The 21,638-nt window shown below is 70.5% G+C and carries 17 protein-coding genes and 2 pseudogenes; 5 read left to right on the top strand and 14 right to left on the bottom strand.

Annotated features, from left to right (window positions below; all coding sequences use genetic code 11):
- Window positions 1–103: 103 nt before the first annotated feature.
- From ACSMXV_RS08110 to ACSMXV_RS08085, 6 genes and pseudogenes are all read right to left on the bottom strand, one after another.
- Window positions 104–1,462 (bottom strand): alkaline phosphatase PhoX, encoded by a 1,359-nt coding sequence (locus tag ACSMXV_RS08110; protein ID WP_473177024.1) that lies wholly within the window; start codon window positions 1,460–1,462, stop codon window positions 104–106.
- 239 nt (window positions 1,463–1,701) lie between these two features.
- A complete protein-coding gene (locus ACSMXV_RS08105; RefSeq protein ID WP_473177023.1) occupies window positions 1,702–2,700 on the bottom strand; it encodes a sugar phosphate isomerase/epimerase family protein in 999 nt (332 codons plus the stop codon).
- A gap of 25 nt (window positions 2,701–2,725) precedes the next feature.
- The gene (locus tag ACSMXV_RS08100; protein WP_473177022.1) at window positions 2,726–3,922 is read right to left on the bottom strand and encodes a Gfo/Idh/MocA family protein; all 1,197 of its coding nucleotides are present in this window, start codon (window positions 3,920–3,922) and stop codon (window positions 2,726–2,728) included.
- A gap of 200 nt (window positions 3,923–4,122) precedes the next feature.
- The gene (locus tag ACSMXV_RS08095) at window positions 4,123–4,980 is read right to left on the bottom strand and encodes a sugar phosphate isomerase/epimerase family protein (RefSeq protein WP_473177021.1); all 858 of its coding nucleotides are present in this window, start codon (window positions 4,978–4,980) and stop codon (window positions 4,123–4,125) included.
- Window positions 4,981–5,037: 57 nt separating this feature from the next.
- Window positions 5,038–5,223: pseudogene (locus ACSMXV_RS08090) on the bottom strand (hypothetical protein); the annotation flags it as partial.
- 116 nt (window positions 5,224–5,339) lie between these two features.
- Window positions 5,340–6,359, bottom strand: coding sequence for a sugar ABC transporter substrate-binding protein (locus ACSMXV_RS08085; RefSeq protein WP_473177020.1), 1,020 nt, complete (start codon window positions 6,357–6,359; stop codon window positions 5,340–5,342).
- Window positions 6,360–6,832: 473 nt separating this feature from the next.
- On the opposite strand from ACSMXV_RS08085, the gene ACSMXV_RS08080 reads away from it, so the two are divergent.
- Complete coding sequence (locus ACSMXV_RS08080) at window positions 6,833–7,864, top strand: LacI family DNA-binding transcriptional regulator (RefSeq protein ID WP_473178858.1); 1,032 nt, start codon at window positions 6,833–6,835, stop codon at window positions 7,862–7,864.
- A 190-nt stretch (window positions 7,865–8,054) separates the two neighbouring features.
- On the opposite strand, the gene ACSMXV_RS08075 is transcribed toward ACSMXV_RS08080, so the two are convergent.
- The 7 genes and pseudogenes from ACSMXV_RS08075 to ACSMXV_RS08045 form a co-directional block, all read right to left on the bottom strand.
- Window positions 8,055–8,792 carry an HAD family hydrolase gene (locus tag ACSMXV_RS08075; RefSeq protein ID WP_473177019.1) on the bottom strand — a complete coding sequence of 246 codons (738 nt, stop codon included), beginning with the start codon at window positions 8,790–8,792 and terminating at the stop codon, window positions 8,055–8,057.
- Window positions 8,789–9,595 (bottom strand): DeoR/GlpR family DNA-binding transcription regulator, encoded by an 807-nt coding sequence (locus tag ACSMXV_RS08070; protein WP_473177018.1) that lies wholly within the window; start codon window positions 9,593–9,595, stop codon window positions 8,789–8,791. The genes ACSMXV_RS08075 and ACSMXV_RS08070 overlap by 4 nt, the downstream gene beginning before the upstream one ends.
- Window positions 9,596–9,803: 208 nt before the next feature.
- The gene (locus ACSMXV_RS08065) at window positions 9,804–10,838 is read right to left on the bottom strand and encodes a zinc-dependent alcohol dehydrogenase (protein ID WP_473177017.1); all 1,035 of its coding nucleotides are present in this window, start codon (window positions 10,836–10,838) and stop codon (window positions 9,804–9,806) included.
- Window positions 10,839–10,917: 79 nt separating this feature from the next.
- Window positions 10,918–11,196 (bottom strand): annotated as a pseudogene (locus ACSMXV_RS08060) (alcohol dehydrogenase); the annotation flags it as partial.
- Between the two features lie 122 nt (window positions 11,197–11,318).
- On the bottom strand, window positions 11,319–12,206 hold the full coding sequence (locus tag ACSMXV_RS08055) for a carbohydrate ABC transporter permease (RefSeq protein WP_473177016.1): 888 nt from the start codon (window positions 12,204–12,206) through the stop codon (window positions 11,319–11,321).
- Window positions 12,203–13,162 (bottom strand): carbohydrate ABC transporter permease, encoded by a 960-nt coding sequence (locus ACSMXV_RS08050; protein WP_473177015.1) that lies wholly within the window; start codon window positions 13,160–13,162, stop codon window positions 12,203–12,205. The genes ACSMXV_RS08055 and ACSMXV_RS08050 overlap by 4 nt, the downstream gene beginning before the upstream one ends.
- Window positions 13,163–13,274: 112 nt before the next feature.
- A complete protein-coding gene (locus ACSMXV_RS08045) occupies window positions 13,275–14,624 on the bottom strand; it encodes an ABC transporter substrate-binding protein (RefSeq protein ID WP_473177014.1) in 1,350 nt (449 codons plus the stop codon).
- A gap of 309 nt (window positions 14,625–14,933) precedes the next feature.
- On the opposite strand from ACSMXV_RS08045, the gene ACSMXV_RS08040 reads away from it, so the two are divergent.
- The 3 genes from ACSMXV_RS08040 (at window position 14,934) to ACSMXV_RS08030 (ending at window position 20,339) form a co-directional block, all read left to right on the top strand.
- Window positions 14,934–15,929 (top strand): carbohydrate kinase family protein, encoded by a 996-nt coding sequence (locus ACSMXV_RS08040; RefSeq protein ID WP_473177013.1) that lies wholly within the window; start codon window positions 14,934–14,936, stop codon window positions 15,927–15,929.
- Window positions 15,930–16,110: 181 nt separating this feature from the next.
- Window positions 16,111–17,328 carry an exonuclease SbcCD subunit D gene (locus ACSMXV_RS08035; protein WP_473177012.1) on the top strand — a complete coding sequence of 406 codons (1,218 nt, stop codon included), beginning with the start codon at window positions 16,111–16,113 and terminating at the stop codon, window positions 17,326–17,328.
- On the top strand, window positions 17,325–20,339 hold the full coding sequence (locus ACSMXV_RS08030; RefSeq protein ID WP_473177011.1) for an AAA family ATPase: 3,015 nt from the start codon (window positions 17,325–17,327) through the stop codon (window positions 20,337–20,339). The genes ACSMXV_RS08035 and ACSMXV_RS08030 overlap by 4 nt, the downstream gene beginning before the upstream one ends.
- 129 nt (window positions 20,340–20,468) lie before the next feature.
- Here ACSMXV_RS08030 and ACSMXV_RS08025 read toward each other — a convergent pair whose 3' ends face one another.
- Window positions 20,469–20,915 carry an Lrp/AsnC family transcriptional regulator gene (locus tag ACSMXV_RS08025; protein WP_473177010.1) on the bottom strand — a complete coding sequence of 149 codons (447 nt, stop codon included), beginning with the start codon at window positions 20,913–20,915 and terminating at the stop codon, window positions 20,469–20,471.
- Window positions 20,916–21,046: 131 nt separating this feature from the next.
- Here ACSMXV_RS08025 and ACSMXV_RS08020 point away from each other — a divergent pair, with 131 nt between their 5' ends.
- On the top strand, window positions 21,047–21,550 hold the full coding sequence (locus ACSMXV_RS08020; protein WP_473177009.1) for a rhodanese-like domain-containing protein: 504 nt from the start codon (window positions 21,047–21,049) through the stop codon (window positions 21,548–21,550).
- Window positions 21,551–21,638 lie beyond the last annotated feature (88 nt).

Here is a 21,638-nt window from a genome sequence, read left to right as displayed (position 1 = left end):
GGTGACCGGCGGACCGGCCGGCGGGGTACTGCCCGGCGGACCGGCCGACCGAGGCAGTGTTCCCGGGACCGGCCGACCGCCTGGGCAGTGCCCAGCGGGCGGATCAGAGCGCTCCCTGAGCCCACGGTCCGGTGATCGCGAACGTGATGCCGGGGGTCTGGATGTTCACGAAAAGCCAGTTGCCGTTCTTCGGCTCGAACACGGAGCCGGCCCACTCGGAGCCCCTGTGGTCCGCGGCCGGGACGTCCTTGCCCGCGGTCCCGCCGCGCAGGTCGACGTTGTTGGTGGCGAAGCGGAAGATCTCGCCGTCCGTGGTCAGCCCGTGGACGTACTCCGTGCCGCCGCCGTCCTCGCACAGCACCAGGCCGCCGCGGGGGCTGACGCACATGTTGTCCGGTGCGTTGAGCACGTCGGAGCCGGGGGAGGCGAAGAGGACCCGGAACTCGTCGGTGGCCGGGTCGAGTTCGAAGACCTGGCCCTGGCGGGCGGGGCCACCGTCGGTCGTGATCACGTAGATGCGGTCGTTGCCGTACCAGGCGCCCTCGAGGCGGCTGAACACCGCGGCGCCGTTCGCCTGTGCCTGGAGCCGCACCGTGTCCGTCGCCGGGTCGACGTCGTCCACGGGCACCCAGGAGACGGTGCCGTACGCCTTCTCCCCGTCGAGGCGGGTGTCGTACTTGGTGGTGCCGATGCGCAGGGCCTCGAGCCGGCCGCCCTTGGTCAGGTCGCCCTGCACCGCCGGAACGAACCGGTACAGCGATGCGTCGCCGCGGTCCTCGGTCTCGTAGACGTAGCTGGTCGCCGGGTCGACGGCGATGGCCTCGTGGTTGAACCGGCCCATGGCCGTGTAGGGCTCGGGGTTGCCCTTGCCCTCCGAGGCCACCTCGAAGATGTAGCCGTGGCGCTTGCCGGCAGTCGTGGAGAAGGTCTCCTCGCAGGTCAGCCAGGTGTTCCACGGGGTGGGCCCACCGGCGCAGTTGCGGATGGTGCCGCCGAGGCTGCCGTAGGACTCCAGCCACTGGCCGGCGTCCGGGTCGAAGACCATGGTGGTGGTCCCGCCGCCGGCCGCGGGGTTGTAGGCCGGGGCGGTGAAGGCCGTTCCTTCGCCGCGCTCGTGGTTGCGGACGAGGTGGACCCGGTCCCCGTAGCGGAAGGCCGCCATGCCGTCATGGGCGCCCGGGGTGCGCACCCCGTCGTCCATGAGGTCGTTCGTCCAGCCGTAGGAGATGTACTCGAACCCGCGCGGCAGCTGCAGCAGCTCCAGGCCGGTCGTCTGGTCCTTGACCGGGCTCAGCGGGCCGTACCCGGCGTCGAATTCACGCTTGACCGGCGCGGCTGCCGCCGTCCGCGCGGCGAGGGCCTGGAAGGGAACGGACGCGGCCGCGGCCACGGCAGCCCCGCGCAGGAGGGTACGTCGTTCGAAACCGGGACCGGTGGGTCTGCCGGCGGACGTGCCTGTCATGGGAGTCCTCTCGATGCAGCGAGCCGGGGGGCGGCGCGAGTCACACTAGGAGCGAACTCTTCGTCCGTTTCCCAACGGAAGATGAGCGTTGGGAGAACCTCTCTCAGTCACCGATCGGGGGATCGTTCGGGGCAGAGCACCGTCGAGGGAGCCCACGCGCAGACGGTCGTGGTCCCCGGGGGTACAGCCGTGGCCCCGCGCCCCCGTCGGCGGGCGCGGGGCCGGGTAGTGCGGGTGGGTCAGAGGGCTGCCGCGGCGCTGTGCAGGTTCTTGGCGGCCAGGGCGAGTCCTTCGGTCTGGGAGTAGGCGGAGTCCTCGTGCTCGATGTTCACGGCCATGTCCGGGTCGATCTCGGCGAGGGCGCGCAGGAACTCGGTCCAGAAGGGGACGTCGTTGCCGAGGCCGACGGCGACGAACTTCCACGCCGGATTCTCCGGCCAGGCGTTGCACCAGAACCCGTAGCCGGTGGGTACCTTGCCGGGCGCGTCGGCGGGCACGCGCTTGAACGACGTGTCCAGCACGCCGCGGATGTCGGCGCCGGGGCAGAGCGCCGCGTCCTTCGCGGCGGCATGGAACACCAGTGGGCCCAGCCACTTGATGGAGGCGACGACGTCCATGCCCTGCCACATCAGGTGGGAGGGGTCCATCTCGGCGCCGATGTTCGTGGCGCCGACCTCGTCGACGAGGCGCTTCAGGGTGACCGGGGAGAACACCACGTTGTGCGGGTGCATCTCGATGGCGACCCGGACGTCGTTCTCCCGGGCCAGCGCGTCGATCTCCTTCCAGAACGCGACGGCCACGCCCCACTGGTAGTCCAGGACGTCCATGTAGACGCCGTCCCACGGGTTCACGACCCATGAGGGGTACCTGGCGCCGGGGTCGGAGCCGGGGGTGCCGGACATGGTGACGACGTGCTTCACACCGAGCAGGCCGGCGAGGCGGATGGTGCGGCGCAGGTCGTCGGCGTGCTTCGGGCCGACTCCGGGGAGCGGGTTGAGCGGGTTGCCGTTGCAGTTCAGCCCGGTCAGTTCCATACCGCGGTCGGCGAAGGTGGCCAGGTACTCCTCGCGCGCGGTGGCCGAGGACAGCAGGAGATCGACCGGGCAGTGCGGGGAAGGGATGAAGCCGCCTGTGTTGACCTCCACCGAGGTCAGACCGTTCTCCTTCAGGATGTCGAGGGCCTCGGTGAGGGGCCGGTCGTGCAGGCAGGCGGTGTAGGCGCCGAGCTTGAGGGCCATGTGCGTACTCCTTGGGTGCGGGTGGTCAGGCGGCGGACGGAACCGGGGTGAGCGCGCCGTTGTTGCGGGACGAGTCGACGACTGCCTGGATGATCTCCATGGTTCGCAGCGCGTCGGCGAACGTGGCGCAGGCCGGCAGCGGGTCGGCGACGCCCGCGATCTGGTCGAGGAAGGCGCGGGCCTGGTAGGTGAAGTTGTCGGCGTTGCTGGCGCCCACACCCGGCGCCTCCATCGGGACCCCACCCGCGAAGTACGGCAGCTGCGGGCCGGCGATGATCTGACGGGCGCCGCGCGTACGGGCCTCGGGCTGGGCGTCGTCGAAGAGGTACTCGGCGGGCCGGTGCTGGTCGAACGCGGCCCGGCCGCCGAGGCCCAGGACGTCGAAGGAGAGCCCGTTGGGCAGGCCGAAGCCGGTGCGCGTCACCGAGAAGGTGCCGACGAGACCGGACTCGAAGCGGGCGGTGAAGGACGCGGTGTCCTCGTTCTCGACCTCGCCGACCTCGTCCGAGACGGGGGCCGCGTTGTGTCCGACGACCGCGCCCAGCGGCAGGGGCCGCTTGGGGATCTGCGTCGACAGCGTGGCACCGGAGACCATGGCGATGGGCCCGGCGACGTACTCGGCGGCGTCGATGATGTGCGAGCCGACGTCCCCGAGCGCGCCGGAGCCGGGGCCGCCCTTGAACCGCCAGCTCAGCGGGCCGTTCGGGTCGGTCGCGTAGTCGCACCAGTACCGGCCGCTGAACAGCGTGAGGTCGCCCAGCTCGCCGCGCTGGACGTGGCCGCGGATCGCGGCGATGGCGGGGGAACGGCGGAAGGTGTACCCGACGGCGGTCACGACGTCGGCGGTGTGCTCGAGCTCGGCCATCGCGCGGGCGTCCTCGAGCGATCCTGCCAGCGGCTTCTCGCACAGCACGTGCTTGCCCGCGGCGACCAGCGCCTCCGCGATCGGGCGGTGCAACGCGTTGCCTACGACGATGCTGACGGCGTCGATCGTCGGGTCCTCGACGACGGCCTCCCAGCTCGGGAGTGCCTTCTCGTAGCCGTAGCGGCGGGCCGCGTCCTCGCCGAGTTCGACGTTGGCGTCGGCTATCGCGGCCAGGCGGACCGGCGGCAGGCCGGCACCGAAGACCGTGTTCACGTTGCGGTAGCCGGCGGCGTGGCTGCGGCCGGCCATACCGGCTCCGATCACCGCGACGGAGATGGGCTTGCTTGACGTGGTCATGGGTGTGCCCTTCGGGGAGCGGACGGCAATGTCAGCTGGGGTGGGGAAGTTGAAGCGGGCGGTCGTCTGGTGGGGTGGGCTGGGCAAGCGCGTGGTGACGACCTTGGGGGCGGGCGTTGCCAATGGGTTGTCAGTACTGGATGTCGCGGACCGGTGAACGGCCACGCCGGCGAGGTACGTGCCGGGGTGGCCGCGCCCCGTCAGGACCAGCTGGACAGGTACTCGTTGATCTTCTCGCGCATGAACACCGAGGACTCCTTGGCTCGTTCCTCCCACGCGAAGACGCAGGCGGTCAGCGTGCCGTCGAAGCCGTTCGCGCGCAGTTCGCGGAAGAGCTCGTCGAAGTCGACCTCGCCCTGGCCGATGTCGAGGTGCTGGTGGATGCGGGCCGGGGTACCGGGCGGGTTCAGGATGTAACGGTTGCCGGAGGACGCGGTGTGGTCGAACGCGTCGGCCAGGTGGACGTGGGTCAGCAGGTCGCCCGCGTACTTGATGATGCCGGGGGCGTCGTTGCCGATGTGGAAGGTGTGCGGGGCGCAGTACAGGAAGCTGACGTTGGGGTGGTTGATGCCCCGGATGAGGTTGACCGCGTCGTAGCCGTTCTCGATGAAGTCGTCCGGGTGCGGTTCCAGGGCGAGGCGGATGCCCTCGCGCTCGAACAGCGGCAGCAGTTCGTCCAGGGACTTCCAGAACTGGGCCTCGCTGCTGTCGGGCTCCTCGGGCCGGCCGTTGAACTCGGAGATCATGCTGTCCACCCCGAGGTCGGCAGCTATCTGGATGGCGCGCTTCCAGTACCGTACGGCGGCCTGCCGGGCGTCCTCGTCGGGGCCGGACCAGCGGAACAGAGGCAGGAGAGAGGAGATGCCGACGCCCGCCGCGTCCAGGGCCTTGCGGAACTTCCGTACGGTGGCGTCGTCGACGCGCGGGTGCCGGAAGAACGGGATGAAGTCCTCCCGGGGTGACAGTTCGATCCACTCGTAGCCCAACTCGGCGACCACCGCGGGCAGTTCGAGCAACGGAACATTGCGGATCATGTACGGGTCGAGGGCGATCTTCACGAGGGGGTGCCTTCCGGTGTGTCCAGGGGATGCGGGTGGCTGATGCGTTCGCCGGTGTCAGGAGGCGCCTTCCGAGGGCGCCGCTACGGGGGCCGTGAGGTCCTCCTCCTCGGGGAGCCCCTCGACCCCGACGCCGCGGACCTGTGCCAGTTCGTGTTTGAGGGCGGCAGTGGGCTCGTCGAGGATGAGAACGCGGGCGCCGAAGTAGACGGCGCGGGCGATGGCGACGCACTGTCGCCGGCCGCGGGCCGGCAGTCTGCGGCCCAGGGACCGCTGGGCGGTGCGGCCGTCCTTGGGTGAGGCCGGCGAGACCGGCGACGAGGAACTCGTCGCCGGTGCCGTTGCTTGGGTCATCGTCATCACCGGGTGCCCTGCGTGGCGAACTCGGCGACGGCGTCGACGTTGCTCTTGTCGACGAACGCCGGACCGGTGAAGACGGGGGCCTCGCCGCCGCCCATGTAGTTGCCGTTGTTCTTGTAGAGCCACAGGGAGTCGACCGCCAGGTAGCCCTGCAGGTAGGGCTGCTGGTCCACCGCGAACTCGATGTCGCCGTCCTTGATGGCGCTCACCAGGTCCTTGTTGAGGTCGAAGGTGGCGACCTTCGCCTTGCTGCCGGCGTCCGACGCCGACTCGACGGCCGTCAGTGCGAAGGGCGCGCCCAGCGTGACCACCTGGTCGATGGAGGAGTCCTGCTTGAGCTTGGCGGTGATGGTGGACTTGGTGGCCGGCATGTCGTTGCCGTTGACGTAGAGGTTCTCCACCTTGCCCTTGAAGGTCTTCTTCACACCGGCGCAGCGCGCCTCCAGGCCGACGTGCCCCTGGACCTGGACGACACAGATCGCGTTCTTCGCCCCGGTCTCGTTGAGCTTCTCGCCGAAGGCCTCGCCGGCGACGGACTCGTCCTGCCCGAAGAACTCCAGCAGCCCCTGGTCCTTCCACTGGTCCATGCCGGAGTTGAAGCCCACGACGGGGATGCCCGCCTTGTGCGCCTTGGCGATGGCGTCCTTCAGGGCGTCCGGCTTGGCGAGGGTGACCGCGATGCCGTCGACCTTCTGGTCGATGGCGTTCTGGATCAGGTTGGCCTGGCCGCCCGCGCTCTCGTCGTTGGAGTAGATCAGCTTGACGTTGTCCTTGGCCGCGGCGGCCTGGGCGCCCTTGCGGATGATGTCCCAGAAGGTGTCGCCGGAGGGCGCGTGCGTGACCATCGCGATCGTCATGCGCGGGGTGTCGGCTTTGCCGGCGGAGACGTTGTCCGCGGCCTCCTCGGCCTTCTTGCCGCCGGAGTCGCTGGAGCAGCCCGCGAGGGTCAGGGCGGCCGCCGCGGCCACGGCCACGACGGGGGCGATTCTGCGGGAACGGGGACGGGGTGTGTGCTTCATGGCTTTGTGCACCTCACTGTGCGACTGGGAGGGGGAAGCGGATCGGCACTGTGCGACTGGGAGGGGGAAGTGGGTCGGCGGCCGCTGGGTGGGCCGGAGCGGTCGCGACGGCCGCGGTCAGGGTCGCGGCACGTTCCTGAGCAGGCTGAATGCGGTTCTGCCGGTCTCAGAAGCGGGTGGCGGCGCAGGTGGGCGCGGTGGCTCGGCAGCCGCTCAGGTGTGCGCGGCCGGACATGCCGCCGCCGATGACGCCGACCCCGATCGACTGCGTCCTCACTGAGGCTCCTCTCCGGCGCACAAGGCGCTCTGGCAGGGGAGTCGGAGAGCGCGAGTCGCAAGGTGTCCGTCGCACTCCCCGAGCTGGCTTCGTTGGAACAACAGGACAATTTAAAGCGCTTTAAGTTCTGGTACTATCGGCTCGTTTCGTGAGCGTGTCAAGGGTGTTGCGCGAGGAGATCTGCCGGGAGGTGCACGTGGACGACGACAGTGCCGAGCGTCGCCGGAACGGCACCAGCAAACGCCCGCGGCTCGAGGACGTGGCCGCCCGCGTGGGCGTGTCCACCGCGTCGGTCTCCCTGGTGCTGCGCGGTGTTCCCGGTCCCAGCGAGCGCACCCGGCAGAGTGTCCTGAAAGCCGCCGCCGAGCTCGGCTACCAGGTCGACCGTACCGCCAGCATGCTGGCCAGCAGGCGCACCCGGCTGCTCGGCGTCATGGTGGACATCCACAGCCCCTTCCACGCCGAACTCGTCGAGCATCTGCATACGGCCGCCGAGCAGGTCGGCTACGACCTCGTCCTCAGCACCCAGACCCGCACCCGCGACGAGCACAGTGCCGTCGAGACACTGCTGGCCTTCCGTAGCGAGGCGCTGATCCTGCTGGGCCCGACCGCCCCCGCCGACACGCTCGCCGCCCTGGACCGCAAGGCCCCCGTGATCACCGTCGGCCGCCGGATCGCCGGCACCGGCCTGGACGTCGTCCGCACCGCGGACGATGACGGCGTGGGCCAGATCGTCGACCACCTGGTCGGCCTCGGTCACCGCGAGATCGTCTACGTCGACGGCGGCAAGGGCGTCATCGCCACCGACCGGCGTCGCGGCTACCGCACGGCCATGCGCCGCCACGGCCTGGACGAGTACATCCGGGTCCTGCACGGCGACAACACTGAAGCGGCCGGCGAACGCGCCGCCCGCCACCTCCTCGACGGCCAGGGCCTGCCCACCGCCGTCGTCGCGTTCAACGACCAGTGCGCCATCGGGGTCCTGGCCGCCCTTTCACGCGCCGGCATCGCCGTCCCGGGCCGGGTGTCCGTGGTCGGCTACGACGACGACACCCTCTCCCGGCTCAGCTGCTTCAACCTGACCACCGTCAGCCAGGGCGCCCGGGAGCAGGCCCGACATGCGGTGGCCGCCGCCGTCGAACGCCTCGACCAAGGCCGCACCGAACCCCGCGAGGTCGTCCTCACCCCGCACCTTGTCGTACGCGGCACCACAGCCGAGCCCGCCTGAGCCCGTGACATCTACCCGCGGAAGATCGTGAACGCGATCCTGTACGTCAGCTCCGGGATCCCGTGAGCACCGGGATCCCGTGGGAGTACCTGCCGCACGACTTTCCGCCGTACGAGACCGTCTGGCGAGGCGACCACCCTCGAGCTCGCCCGGCGTTGTGCCCTCGCCTTCGGCCACGGAGGGTGGTGTGTCAGGTCACGAGCCGGAGGACTTCGGCCAGGCCCCGCTCACCGGTGCGCTGTTCGGCCGGGAGGATGTAGGCGCGCAGGCCGCAGGCGGTGGCGCCGCCGTCCCGTGACGGGTTGTCCCCGACCATGAGCGTGGCACGGGGATCGGCGCCGAGGTCCGCGCACGCCTTGAGGAACAGTTGGGGGTCGGGCTTCTCCCGGCCCACCTCACAGGAGATCACGCACGCGTCGACCAGGTCCTCCAGCCCGGAGCGGGCCAGGTGGACCCGCAGGTCCCAGGCGAAGTCGCTCACGATCCCGATGCGCAGGCCGCGGGCGCGCAATGCGCGCAGCGTGGGTTCGGTGTCGGGGTAGGGCAGCCAGGCGTCGGGTGCGGTGAGTTCCCGGTAGGCCATCTCCTCGACGCCTCGCAGGAAGTCCACGTGCCCCCACCATCCCCGCATGGCGAGGCGATGCCGTTCGGGAGACAGGTCGCGGCCCTCCTGCAGCGCGGCGACGGCGGGCAGCCGGAAGGCGTCCCGCAACTGCCGCGAGATCTCGGCCACGGCGCCGTCCTCCTCCAGCATGGCCCTACGGTCGCAGGCGCCGCCGACCCGCCGCAGCCACGTCTCCAGGTCGATCATTTGGAAGATCGTGTTGCTGAAGTCGAACAGTACGGCTTCGACCCGCGGTACCGGAGCGGCCATCTCCGCGGCGGTGGGGCGGTAGGCGCTGGGGGTTTCGAACAGGGCATGTATCACGGGGAGTGGTCTCCGGGGTCGACTGCTTCCACGGGTATACCGAAACCGCGGATGGCCGCGATCTCCGCGTCGGGGGTGCTGGTGTCGGTGATGACCGCGTCGTAGTCGGCCACGGTGCCGTACGCGTGGGTGGCGGTCTTGCCGAATTTCGAATGGTCCACGAGGAGCAGGGCCTGGTCGGCGGAGGCAAGCATGGCCAGCTTGACCTCGACGTACTCGCTCAAGGGATGGAAGAGCTGGCCCGAAAGGACAGCGGTGGCGGACATGAGGGCGAGATCGGCGCGGATGCGGGAGAGGGTGCGGGTGACCTGGGGGCCCGTGCAGGAGTTGAAGTCGCCGTGGTAACGCCCGCCGAGCAGGGTGACGTCCACGCCCTGGGCCGACCCCAGACGCTGCGCCAGGCCGACCGAGTTGGTGATGACGCTGATCTGGTCGAGCTGTGCGAGAGCGGGGGCCAGGGGGAAGAGGGTGGTGGAGTCGTCCATGAGCACCGTGCTGCCGGGCCTGATACGGCCGATCGCCGCGTGACACACAGCGGCCTTCGCAGAGATGGCGGTGCTCTCACGGAAGCGGGTCGCTGTTTCCATGGTGACCGCGGGGAAAGCGACGGCCCGGCCGCGTTCCTTGCGGAGCAGCGAACGCTGGGCGAGGTCGTCGAGGTCGCGGTGCATCGTCATCAGGCTGACGCCGAAGAGGTCGGCGAGATCGTCGATGCGGGTCTCGCCGTGTTCGACGACATGTCGCATGACGGCCTGACGCCGTTCCTCCACAGCGGCCTGCGACGACCGTGTCCTGGCGGGCACTGCGGCTCTCCCTTGTCTCCGTGTCCTCTGTGTCGCGCGGCTGGGGGCGGGCCGTGCTGTGACAACCTCTCGGTCCTGTACTGACGGCCGAGGCTTCGACCTCGAAGTCTCGCATACGGGCCGGGAGGCGTCGGGAGTCGTCGTCCGTCCATGGCGACCGGCCTTCACCCGGCCCGGCAGGCTACGCCACTCTCCCCGTCGGGGGGCGCTATGGCGCTTCCACCGTGACCAGGACCTTGACGTGGTCCGGCGCGATCGATGCGGCGAAGGCCTTGGCCGCCTCGTCCAGGGGGAAGGTGGCGGTGACGATCTCGTCGGTGTCGACGGCGCCGGAGGCGAGCAGGGCGACGGCGGTGCGGTAGTCGTCGGCCGTGTACATCAGCGTGCCCTCGATACGGATCTCGCGGTCCTGGACCAGGTCGAGGCGGATCGGGGTGGTTCCGGCGGCGCCCACGCCGACGACGATGATCGTGCCGCCCTTGGTGACCAGCTCGGTGGCCTGCGCCATCGACTGCTCGCGTGCCACGCAGTCGAAGACCACGTCGGCCGGTCCGCCGAGCGCCTCCCGGGCACGGTCGGTGAGGTCGGGGGCGTCGGCGGGCAGGGCGGCGTCGGCGCCGAGGCGCAGGGCGCGGTCCCGCTTGCCCGGCAGCAGGTCTGTGAGGGCGATCTTCGCGGCGCCCGCATGTCTGGCGGCGGCGAGGACGAGCAGGCCGATGGGTCCGGCGCCGAGGACGACCACCCTGCGCCCGGTGAGGTCGCCGGCCTTGGCCACGGCGTGCACCGGGGTGGCCAGCGGCTCGACGAGAGCGGCCTCGATGTCGGTCATGCCCTCGGGGATGCGGTGGACGCGGTCGGCGGGAATGGTGAACAGGTCCGTCATGGCGCCGGGGGTCTGGCAGCCGAACACCTTCAGCTCCTGGCAGATGTTGTAGCGGCCGGAGCGGCACTGGGGGCACTGCCCGCAGTAGAGGTTCGGCTCGATGATCACCCTGTCGCCCGGGGCGAACCCATCGGCGTTCGGGCCCGCGGCGGCGACGACGCCTACCGCCTCGTGCCCGGGGCGGTAGGGCAGGGGCATGAACGGATGGTGGCCGAGGGCGGCGTGGGTGTCGGAGCCGCAGACGCCCACCACGGTGGTGCGGACGAGGAGTTCGCCGTCGCCGGCCACTGGCGCGGGTATCTGCTCGACGGTGATGTCGTCGATGGACCGGACGAGTACGCGCCGGATCTGCTGGGACATGGGGTGGTGCTCCGTTCGGGTGTGGTCGGGCGAGGCGGGGCGGGGACGGAAGCCGCGTACGAGAGGCGTAGAGCGGTGCCTATGCGTCCAGAAGGCCGGGCTGGATCTGGATCTTGCGTCCGACATCTGCCTGGAAGCGGTTGATCGCGTCGGGGAACGACGCCGGCGGGAGGCGGTCACTGATGAAGACGTCCGGGTCGATGAGGCCGGTGGCGAAGAGATCGGCGGCGCGCTCGAAGCTGTGCAGGACGGCCATGGAGCCGGTGATCGTGATCTCCTGGTTGTAGATCCTGTACGGCTCGACGGTGGCCCGGGTGGCGTAGTCGGCCACGCCGAACTGCAGGTACGTGCCGCCCTTGCCGTGATCGGTGCCGCACAGTCCGCAGGCCGACACCTCGATGACAACCTCCCGCGGGCCGGGGGCCGGATCGTCGACGGTGGTGATCTCGATGCTCCCGGGCCGGGTGATGACGGCCGCTTTCACTTCACCGCTCCCAGGGAGAGGCCGCGGACCAGCTTGTCCTGGGCGGCGAAACCGGCGATGAGGACGGGCAGCGACACCAGCGTGGCCGCCGCGCACAGCCGGGCCAGGAACAGGCCCTCGTTGGTGATGAAGCCGACCAGGAACACCGGCGCGGTCGACGCCTGCGTCGCGGTGAGGTTGACGGCGAACATGAACTCGTTCCAGCTGAAGATGAAGCAGATCAGTGAGGTGGCGGCGAGTCCGGGCATGGCGACCGGCGCGACGACCCGCCACAGGACGGTGAGCAGGTTGGCGCCGTCGACCTCGGCCGCCTCCAGGATCTCCTTGGGGACCTCGGCGAGGAACGAGCGCATCATCCACACCGCGATCGGGAGGTTCATCGCGGTGTAGAGGACGACCAGCGTCCACACGTTGTCCAGCATCCCGACCTGCTTGACGATCATGTACACCGGCAGCAGAGCCGCTATGGCCGGGAGGAACTTGGTGGACAGGAAGAAGAACATCACGTCGGTCCACTTCTCGACCGGCTTGATGGACAGCGCATAGGCCGTCGGCACCGCCAGGGCGAGCACCAGCAGCGTCGAAAGGACGCTGGCCATGGCCGAGTTGAGGAGGAAGGGGGTGATGTCCCGGCTGAACAGTGTTTCGTACTGCTCGAAGGTGAACGGGGCGAAGGGGGTCGGCGGGTTGGTCGCCGCGTCCGCCTCCTGGTGGAAGGAGGTGAGCACCATCCATGCCACCGGCGCGAAGAAAGCCAGCGTGGCAAGCCAGGCGACAAAGGTCCACAGCGGTGACAGTCGCGGCGCACCGCCTTGGTCGTCCTGACGGCGCAGGAGCTTCTTGAGCCTCGCCCCGGGGGCGTCGACTGCTGCGTGAGCGGTCATCGGGATACCTCCTCGCGGAACAGTGACGCGATGGTGCGCAGCGCGAAGGTCGCGATCACGATCGAGCCGAGCACGACGACGACACCGGCGGCGGCCGCCTCGCCGTACTCGTACTTGCGGAACATGGTCAGGTAGACCTCGTAGGGCAGGTTGGTCGTTTCCGAGCCGGGGCCGCCCTGGGTGATGGTGTAGACCGCGTCGAAGGTCTGCACCACGTAGATCGTGCCGAGCAGGATGCCCAGCTCGAGGTACTGCCGCAGGTGCGGCAGGGTGATGAAGCGGAAGGTCGCCAGCGGCGATGCCCCGTCGACCTTTGCCGCCTCCAGAACGTCACCGGGCTGCGCCTGCAGGCCGGCCAGGAGGATCAGCATCATGAACGGGGTCCACTGCCAGACCAGCGAGATCACCACGGCCGGCATGGGGTAGGAGGACACCCAGTCGACGGTGGGGCCGTGGGCGGCTCCGAAGAACTGGTAGACGGCGTTGAGTGTGCCGTTGAGCAGTCCGTAGTCGGGGTTGTAGATGGCGTGCTTCCACAGCAGGGCAGATGCGACCGGCATGACGAGGAACGGGGCTATGAGCAGGGTGCGCGCCAGCCCCCGGCCGGCGAACCGGCGGTCGAGCAGCATTGCCAGACCGAGTCCGAGAACCACGCTGATGAGCACCACCGACGCGGTGAGCACGACGGTGTTGAGCACCGCAGTGCGCAGCCGCTCGTCGGTGAAGACGAACGAGTAGTTGGACAGACCGGTGAAGTGCCGGTCTCCCGGCTCGAGGATGTTCCACTGGAAGGTGGAGATGACGAGCGTGGCCACGAACGGCAGCTGCGTGACGACGATGGTGAAGATCAGCGCCGGCAGCAGCGGAATGCGCCGCTTCCACTTGGCTGTGCCCGTGCGCGTCCGCGGGCGGACGGGCGGCGGTGCTGTCTTGGGTTCAACGGTGAGCGTGGTCATGAACTTTCCTCTGCCGGATGGGGGTACCTCCCAGGCCCTTAAGGCACTGGGGGAGGCCGGGGCCGGTGGAGCGGTGCCCGGTCGGCTGCCGAGGCCGGCCGGGCATTGAAGGTCACTTGTGCTTCTTCGCGACTTCCTCGGCGAGCTTCTGGCCGTCGTTCAGCGCCTTGTCCACGCTGGTCTTGCCGGCGATGGCCGCGGAGATCTCCTGGGTCACCTTGGTTCCCAGGTCCTGGAATTCGGGGATGGCCACGAACTGGATGCCGACGGTCGGCCTGGGCTGGACGCCCGGGTTGGTCGGGTCGGCCTGCTCGATGGACTTCAGGGTGATGTCACCGAATGCCGAGGCGGCCTTCTTGTACTCGGGGATCTCGTAGGTGCTGGCCCGCTTGCCGGCGGGAACGCGCGCCCAGCCGAGCTCCTCGCCGACCAACTTCTCGTACTTCTTGCTGGACGCCCAGAGCATGAACTTCGAGGCGGCGTCGGCCTTCTTCGTGGTCTTCGGCATCGCCCACGCCCAGGCCCACAGCCAGCCGCTGCTCTTCGTCTTCGCCACAGGCGCGTACGCGTAACCGACCTTGCCGGCCACCTTGCTGGACTTGGCGTCCTCCAACGACCCGGCGGCACTGGTCGCGTCGTACCACATCGCGACCTTGCCCTGGCTCATGGCGTTCAGGCACTCGGTGAACCCGGCCTGCGGGGCACCCGCCTCACCGTGCTTCTTGACCAGGTCGACATAGAAGTTCGTCGCCGTCTTGAACTCAGGGCTGTTGACCTGAGCCTTCCAGTCCTTGGTGAACCAGGTGCCGCCGAAGGTGTTGACCACGGACGTCAGCGGCGCCCCGAGCTCACCCCAGCCGGGCAGGCCGCGCAGACAGATGCCCTTCATCCCGGGGCGGGCGCCGTCGACCTTGGCGGCGATGTCGGCGACCTGCTGCCAGGTAGGCCGCTCGGGCATGGTGATGCCCTTCTCCGCCATGACCTCCTTGTTGTACATGAGGAAGGAGGACTCACCGTAGAACGGGAGAGCGTAGAGCTTGCCGTCGTCGCCGGACAGGGACTGCACCATCGGCTTGAGCAGGTCGTTCTGGTCGAAGCTGGAGTCCTTGTCGGCGTAGGACCCCAGCTCGTGCAGCCAGCCGTTCTTGTTCCAGATGGGCACTTCGTAGGCACCGATGGTGGCGACGTCGTACTGGCCGGCCTGGGTGGCGATGTCCTGGGTGACTTTGTCGCGCAGCTCGTTCTCGGGAAGGATCGTGAAGTTCACCTTGATGCCGGTGTCCTTGGTGAACGTGTCCTTCGTCAGCTTCGCGATGTCCTCCATCTGCGGATTGCCGACCATCAGCACGTTGATGCTCTCGCCCGTGCCGCTGCCACCTCCGCCCCCTGCCCCGGCGCAACCGGTGGCCAGGACGCCGACAACTGCTATGCCCGCGATGAGGGTCTGTCTGGTCGATGGCATGGCGAGGTCCTCTTTCTCTGAGCGGTACCGAGGGGTACTGGGGGGATAAGCGGTACGGAGCGATAGGTGGAGAACACGCACCCGATGTGCGCCGCTGTATGCCGCCGCACCGGCGGCATACAGCCATGCGGCATCTGTCCTCGGGAGAGGCAGGCGCGAAGCCGACGGGGAGAATTGTTAGCAGAAGCAGTCCGCTCTGTTAACACTTCTTGCGAGATATTTCTCGGGAACCTATGGTGAGCCGACCCCACGGAGGCGCGGAGCCCAGGTCGGCCCGGCCCACGTCTACACCGCTGCCACGGAGAACAGATGATCACTGTTGTCGGAGAGAGCCTCGTCGATCTGGTACGCCCCGCCGGCGCCACCCGGGACCGCAGCGCACACCCCGGCGGCTCCCCGGCCAATGTCTCCGTCGGCCTCGCCCGGCTGGGCACACCGGTCACCCTGTTCACCCACTTCGGTGAGGACGACCACGGTCAACTGCTCCACGAGCATCTGACCGGCTCCGGAGTGTCGGTGCGACGGGTGCCCGGCAGCCCCCGCACCAGCACGGCGACCGCTGCCCTCGACGAGCATGGCGCTGCGCACTACGCCTTCCGGCTCACCTGGGACCTGCCGGAGCCGCCCGAACCGGCGGCCGGGACCAGATGTCTGCACACAGGGTCGCTCGCCACCTCACTGGACCCGGGCGCCGGAGTCGTCGAGAAACTGCTGGCCCGGCAGCGGGCCGAGGGTGCCGTCACCATCAGTCTCGATCCCAATGTCCGCCCTGTACTGCTGCCCTCGCGGGAGCAGGCACGCTTCCGCACCGAGTTCCAGGTCGGCCTCGCCGACATCGTCAAGGTCAGCGAAGAGGATCTCGCGTGGATGTACCCCGGGCGCGCACCGGAGGAGATCGCCACATCCTGGCAGCGCACCGGTCCCGCCCTGGTCGTGGTGACCCTCGGTGCCGCCGGCAGCCTGGCCGTCACCCGTGACGGCATCGTCCGCCGCCCCGCCCCCGCCGTCAGCGTCGCGGACACCGTCGGGGCGGGCGACTCCTTCACCGCCGCCATGTTGCACCGGCTGTACGACGCCGGGCTCCTCGGGGGCGATCGCCGCGCCGCTCTGCACGGCATCGGCCGCGAGGACGTAACCCGGCTCCTCGACCTGGCGGCGACCGCGGCCGCCATCACGTGCACGCGCTTCGGCGCTGAGCCGCCGACGCTGCCGGAGCTGCGCGCCGCGACCGACGGCGATGACGTGGCCTGCCCGACGCCATCGCCATCCCGGGCGTCTGCCGCCCCGCCCGGGACGCCCTCTTGATGGACGGCAGGATGCCGCGCTGAACCGTCATCCGACTCCCCACGCGGGTGGCAAACTAAGGTCCGTGGTGGACGCGGTGTCCGCCGGCACTGGCGTGGTCGGTGCCGACAAGGGTGCCCCCTGCTGGTTCGTGCCGGTTACGGGGCTGAGGAGCGGTAAACATGCAGGTCGGAGCGGTGCTGTGAGAATCCTGCACACCTCCGACTGGCACCTCGGCCGGGCGTTCCACCGCGTGAGCATGCTCGGTGCCCAGGCCGAGTTCATAGGTCACCTCGTCGCCACTGTCCGTGAGCGCGACGTGGACGCGGTGGTCGTGTCGGGAGATGTGTACGACCGGGCGGTGCCGCCGCTTGCCGCCGTCGAGCTGTTCGACGACGCACTGCACCGGCTCGCGGAGCTGGGCGTGCCCACCGTGATGATCTCCGGCAACCATGACTCCGCGCGCCGCCTCGGTGTCGGTGCCGGGCTCATCGGCCGTGCCGGTATCCATCTGCGCACCGAGCCCGCCGCCGTCGGCACTCCCGTGGTCCTCGGCGACGACCACGGGGACGTGGCGTTCTACGGACTGCCGTATCTCGAACCAGCGCTGGTCAAGGACGAGTTCGGGGTGGAGAGGCCCGGTCATGAAGCGGTGCTGGCGGCCGCCATGGACCGGGTGCGCGCTGATCTCGCCAGCCGTGCGCACGGCACCCGGTCCGTCGTCCTCGCACATGCCTTCGTCACCGGCGGCGAGGCCAGCGACAGCGAGCGCGACATCACCGTCGGGGGTGTCGCCGCCGTACCGTCCGGGGTCTTCGACGGCGTCGACTATGTGGCGCTCGGGCATCTGCACGGCAGCCAGACCATCACCGAGCGCGTGCGCTACTCCGGGTCCCCCCTTCCGTACTCCTTCTCGGAGGCCGACCACCGCAAGAGCATGTGGCTCGTCGACCTCGGGCCGGACGGTGAGCTGGACGCCGAGCGCATCGACTGCCCGGTGCCACGGGCGCTCGCCCGCATCCGGGGGCCGCTGGAGGAGTTGCTCGAGGACCCGCGGCTCGCGCGCTACGAGGAGGCGTGGGTCGAGGCCACCCTCACCGACGCCGTGCGCCCGGCCGAGCCCATGGGCCGGCTCACCGAACGCTTCCCCCACACCCTCAGCCTGGTCTTCGAGCCCGACCGGGCCCCCGAGGACCCGGACGTGTCATACGGGCAGCGCCTCAAGGGGCGCAGCGACCAGCAGATCGCGGAGGACTTCGTGGCCCATGTGCGCGGCGCGGGACCGGACGAGCGGGAACGCGAGGTGCTGCAGGACGCGTTCGACGCCGTGCGCGCCGAGGACGCGGTCCTGCAGGAGGGCGTGCGCGGGCGCCAGGATGACCACGGCAGGGGCAAAAACCTGCGTGAGGTCGCCCGGTGAGGCTGCATCGGCTGCGTATGACGGCCTTCGGGCCCTTCGGTACCACTCAGCAGGTCGACTTCGACGACCTGTCGACCGCCGGGCTGTTCCTGCTGCACGGACCGACCGGCGCGGGGAAGACGTCCGTTCTGGACGCCGTGTGCTACGGGCTGTACGGCTCGGTACCGGGCGCCCGGCAAAGCGCCGGCCAGGGGACGAACCTGCGCAGCGACCATGCGTCGCCCGCCACCCGCACCGAGGTCTGCCTCGAACTCACCGTCGCCGGGCGCCGGCTGGAGATCACCCGGCAGCCCCCGTGGGAGCGCCCGAAGAAGCGCGGCACCGGCACCACCACCGAGAAGGCCCAGAGCTGGCTGCGCGAGTACGACGCCGTGGCGGGCTCCTGGAAGGACCTCAGCCGCTCCCACCAGGAGATCGGCGAGGAGATCAGCCAGCTCCTCGGTATGAGCAAGGAGCAGTTCTGCCAGGTCGTGCTGTTGCCGCAGGGTGACTTCGCACGCTTTCTGAGGGCCGACGCGGAGGCGCGCGGCAAGCTGCTCGGGCGGCTCTTCGACACCGGCAGGTTCGCCGCGGTCGAGCAGCGCCTGGCCGAGCGGCGGCGCGGTGCTGAGGCCGAAGTACGCGAAGGCGACACGCAGTTGCTGGCCGACGCCCACCGTATGCAGCAGGCCGCGGGAGACACCGTGGAGCTGCCGCTGCCCGACCTCACGCCCGGCGATCCGGGCCTCGCCGAGGCCGTACTCGCCTGGGCCGCCGTCGCCCGCGCCGGCGCCCGCGAGCGGCTCACCATCGCGCACGCCGCCCTGTCCGCCGCCGAGTCGGCGGGGGGCGCGGCGCAGAGGCAGCTCGCCGACGCCCGGGAAGTGGCCCGGCTGCAGCGACGGCTCGCCGAGGCGCGCGAACGCTCCGAGCGGCTCGACGCGCGTGCCGACGAGTACCGCATGCACCGGACCCGGATGGAGCGTGCCCGCAAGGCCGAGTCCGTGGCTCCCGCCCTGGACCTGCGCGAGGCCGCCGAGCGCGAGCACCGTCGGGCCGCTGTGGAAGAGGCACGCGCGCGTGGCGCACTGCCCGAGACGTTCGCGGACACCAGTGCGTCGGGGCTCGCGGCCGCAGCCCGCAAGGCCGCCGAGGAGCTGGGCGGCCTCGAATCGGCCCGTCGAGCCGAGCGCCGACTCGCCGAACTGGCCACCGAGCGCGCCGAACTGGACCGCCAGGAGCGCGCCGACGAGGACTTCCTCCAGGACGCGGCGGGCTGGCTTGCCGCATGGGAGGAGACACGCACCGCCCTCCAGGCACGTATCGACTCCGCCCAGGAAGCCGCAACGCGCGCCGAGCACTTCGCCGGGCGGCTCGAGCCGGCTCGGGACAGGCTGGCCGCCGCCCGGCGCCGCGACCAGCTCTCCGCCGAGGCCACAGAGGCATACGAGCGGTCGATGACCGCACGCGAGCGTGCCACGGCCGCCCATGAGAACTGGTTGACGCTCAAGGAACAGCGCCTTCAGAACATCGCAGCCGAGCTCGCCGCGAACCTCACCGAGGGTGCGCCGTGTGCCGTCTGCGGCGCCACCGAACACCCGGCGCCCGCCCCGAAGGCCGCCGGCCACGTCGACCAGCAGGCCGAGGACGCCGCACTGGCCGCCCACCGCCACGCCGACGAGGCGCGCGCCGAAGCCGAGCAGCGGCTGAGTGTCGTACGGGCACAGCTCGCCGCCGCCACGGAGGCCGCCGGCGAGGCGCCCACCACCCAACTCGCCGAGATTTACGAGGACGTGCAGCGACAGCACACCGAGGCGCGTGACCTCGCGTCCGGGCTGCACGCGGCCCGCGAGGCACTCGACCAGGCCGAGCGCGAGCACGAGCGAAGGCTCGGGGCCCGTCAGGAGGCCGGGCAGCGTGCCGCGTCGCGTGCCTCCCGGCGTGAGCTCCTCGATCGTGAAAGGGCCTCGTTGGAGGAGGAGTTGGCGCAGGCGCGGGGTGCCGCGGTCAGCGTCGCGGCCCGGGCCGCCCAGCTGGAACGGCAGGCGGCGATGCTGACCGAGGCCGCCGATGCCGCCAGGATCGCCGAGGACACGGCCCAGCGGCGCAAGGACGCCGACGCGCGACTCGCCGACGCCGCCTTCCGGGCCGGGTTCGACACGCCGGAAGCCGCGGCGGCCGCCCTGCTCGACGACGCGGGGCACCGCGAGCTCCAGCACCGGATCGACGCCTGGCAGCAGGAGGAGGCGGCGGTACGTGCGGTCCTCGCGGAGCGCGACACGGCCGCGGCCGCGCAGCTGCCGCCCGCGGACGTCCGGGCCGCCGAACATGCCGCCGACCTCGCCGACCGGCGGGTGCGCGACGCCGCGTCCGCGCGGGACGCGGCCGCGCGGCGGTGCGCCGAACTGGACCGGTTGTCCGCGAGATGTGCGGCATCGGTCCGCCGACTCGCCCCGCTGCGTGAGGAGTACGACCGCGTGGCCCGCCTCGCCGGGCTCGCGGCGGGCACCTCCGCGGACAACGAGCGCAAGATGCGCCTGGAGTCCTATGTGCTCGCCGCACGCCTCGAACAGGTCGCGGCCGCCGCGACCGTGCGGCTGCAGCGCATGTCGTCCGGCCGGTACACGCTGGTGCACTCCGACGACCGTACGGGGCGCGGCCGTTCGGGCCTCGGCCTGCACGTCGTCGACGCCTGGACGGGGCGCGAGCGCGACACCACGACGCTCTCCGGCGGCGAGACGTTCTTCGCGTCGCTCGCGCTCGCGCTGGGCCTCGCCGACGTCGTGACCGACGAGGCGGGCGGGGTCCGGCTCGACACGCTCTTCATCGACGAGGGCTTCGGCAGCCTCGACGACCAGACGCTCGACGAGGTCCTGGACGTCCTCGACTCCCTCCGGGAGCGCGACCGCAGCGTCGGCATCGTCAGCCATGTCGCGGACCTGCGCCGCCGTGTCCATGCGCAGCTGGAGGTCGTCAAGGGCAGGTCCGGGTCGGTGGTGCGGCAGCGCGGGACGACCCGGGGCGGCGAGTAGGGGGCGGCTCGGGGCTACCCGGGTCGGCGAGTCAGGGGGCGACCCGGGTCAGCCAGTCAGGGGGACCGGGTCAGCGAATCAGGGGGCGGTGCGGGACGATCCGGGTCAGCGGGTCAGCGGGTCAGCGGGTCAGCGGGTCAGCGGGCGGCGCGGCAACGGCGAGGAGTAGACGACGCTCGTGGTGACCGACCCCAGGGTGCCGATCTTGCCCGAGATCTCCTCGAGATGGCGCATAGAGCGTGCGGCGACCTTGATCACGAAGCAGTCGTCGCCCGTGACGTGGTGGGCCTCGAGGATCTCGGGTGTCGCGTCGACCATGTCGTGGAACGGCTTGTAGTTGCCGTTCGGGTAGCGCAGCCGGACGAACGCGAGGATGGGCAGCCCGAGCCGATCCGGGTCGACCACGGCCGCGTAGCCCTGGATGACGCCCGCCTCCTCGAGCCGGCGCACCCGTTCGGTGACGGCGCTCGCGGACATGGAGACGGCCCGCGCCAGCTCCGCGTAACTCGCGCGCCCGTCGCGCTGCAGGGCCTCGAGGATGCCCCAGTCGGTGGCGTCCGTGGAATAACCGGTCATGGCCGAGAGATACCAGGGGAATCCCCGGCTGATCAAGGTGGATGCCGGGGATCGTGCCTTCAGCGCGACGATCATGGCCCGTAGATTTTCTGACACCAGCACCAGCGCCAGACCTTGCGAGGACCGAGACCATGACCGCGACCAGCCCCACCCCCGGCATCAGCCCGGCCGCCGCCAACCCCGTCCTGCGGGTCCCCCCGGCCTCTCCGGCCGCTGCCGCCGCCTACTTCGGCGCGAGCCTCGCCTTCCACGCCGACGTGTCCGACGTGGCCGCCGCGCTCGCCGGCGACGGCGATCCCGGCTTCGTCGTCGTCGACTCCCGGTCCACCGAGGCCTGGGACCAGGGCCATGTGCCAGGCGCCGTCCACCTGCCGACCGCCCTCATACCGCAGCAGGCGGAGCAACTGCTCGACCGGTCCGTGCCGGTCGTCACCTACTGCTGGGGCCCCGGCTGCAACGGCGCGACGCGCGCCGCCCTGGCCCTCGCCGAACTCGGCTTCCAGGTCAAGGAGATGCTCGGCGGCTTCGAGTACTGGGTGCGCGAGGGCTTCGCGTACGAGACCTGGGAGGGCCCCGACCAGCGCCCGGCCGACCCGCTGACGGCGCCGGTGGACGGGGACGACTGCGGGTGCTGAGGGCGCGCCGGGGCGGGCAGCCAGCGGCGTGCGGGCCCTCAGGGGCGTGCGTGCCCCCAGCGGCGCGTGCCCCCAGCGGCGCGTGCCC

The sequence above is a fragment of the Streptomyces sp. DSM 42067 genome, from assembly GCF_055792885.1.
Note: the sequence above shows the minus strand (reverse complement) of the source record. Positions and strands in the feature narration are given on the sequence as shown.